Source organism: Microcystis sp. M53603_WE2 (assembly GCF_030065435.1).
In genome coordinates, this window is record NZ_JASJFF010000179.1 from 1 (window position 1) to 1,470 (window position 1,470).

The following is a 1,470-nucleotide window of genomic DNA, read 5'->3' on the forward strand; positions in this document are numbered from 1 at the left end:
AAAAACTACAGTTTTAACCCATCTTTTTGCAGATCCTTAAAGGGATCGAGGATGTAATCGATCACCCGACGCTGACGGACGATCGCTTCTGCGGTAGCCGTATCTCCCGGATTGAGGGGAATACATTGATTTCCCTTTTGAATACAGGAGCGATCGAGTTGAATTTCTAGCTCGAAAACGTTGATTTTTCCCGTCGCCGTATCCTTCTCGATCGCCGTCGGTGATTTCTTGGTGATCTTGCCGCCGATAATGCCGTAATCCTGAAAAGGATAGGCATCGAACTTGACTTTTATCGGCATACCGGCGCGGAGAAATTGACTTTGATCTGTGGGCATTTCTGCCTTGAGAATAAACCGCGATCCTTTCGGTGCTATCTCCGCAACCCGCGTTCCCGACTGCACCACCGCACCCGCGCGTTTAATCGGTAATGAAAAGATCGTGCCGTCGGTATTCGCCTTTAAAACCCTCTGACTTAGTTGGATTTGGAGCGCTTGCCGTTGGCTCTCGCTTTGGGCGATTTCCGATGCCAGTGTTGCGATCTCCGTGTCTAGATTGTTAATCTGCTCCTGTATCCTTAAGAGTGCCAACTCGTTGGAATGGCGGAGACTTTGATAACCCCGCTGCCGCTCCTGTAATTGCAGACGCGCTTGGGCGATATCGGCGCTCGTTTGTTGACTCGTCTGACGGTAGGCACTTTTTAATTCCGCTAGTTTATGTTGATTTTCTTTTACCTCCGCTTTTCCCCGCTCGTAGAGTTGTTGGCGCTCCTTGGCATTGTCCTCGCGCTCGATGAATTGCACCTCCGATATCGCGCCATCCTCCCACGCTTTTCGGTAGCGATCGACTTCTTTTAAAGCCGTTTCATAACGACTTTTGAGAATCGGATAATCGGTCTGACTTTGTGCGAGGGCGGTTTTCGCTTGATTGACTCGCGCTTGTTGTTCTTCTAGGGATATTTTGGCCTTCTTGATTAATGCGTCCACATTCTCCCGCGCTTGTTCGATCGAGGCTTCTTTTTCCGCTGCTGCCGCGCGATTTTGTTGGCTTTGGGTGGTTAAAGAAATCTCTAACTGACTTTTGACAAGTTTCTGTTGGGAAAGACGGCTTTTTTGTCCTTCTATTTTCTCCTCGATTTGTTGTATTTCCTTGCCGATTAATGAGGAATCTAGGGTTAAAATCGGTTGTCCTGCTTTCACCTCTTGGCCTTCACGGACATAGATTTTTTCCACTTCTCCTGCGGTGATTGCGTCGAGTTTGACTGTTTCCCCTTGGGGTTCCAGTTTTCCCGGACCGACACCCGTTTCATCGACTTTTGAGAATATCGCCCAAGGGAGAATGATCGAGACGAAAATAATCAGAAAATAGAGTAAACCACGCGTCCAGGGTAGGGGTAAAGTATCGATCAATTCTTTGGTATGGAAAGACCAGTTATCGCGCTCTCTGTCTAGATTGGTTGTCATAGTTATTCAC

Annotated in this window: 1 protein-coding gene; it reads right to left on the reverse strand. The window is 48.0% G+C overall.

Features of this window, described 5'->3' with window-relative positions; genetic code table 11:
• Positions 1-5 precede the first annotated feature (5 nt).
• Entirely contained in the window at positions 6-1,460 is a 1,455-nt protein-coding gene (locus PX481_RS03870) for a beta-barrel domain-containing protein (RefSeq protein WP_288093723.1), read from the reverse strand.
• Positions 1,461-1,470: the final 10 nt, after the last annotated feature.

What these genes read in the sequence shown, in the direction of transcription:
- PX481_RS03870 (WP_288093723.1), bottom strand. Translation starts at nt 1,460, where the DNA reads ATGACAACCAATCTAGACAGAGAGCGCGATAACTGGTCTTTCCATACC.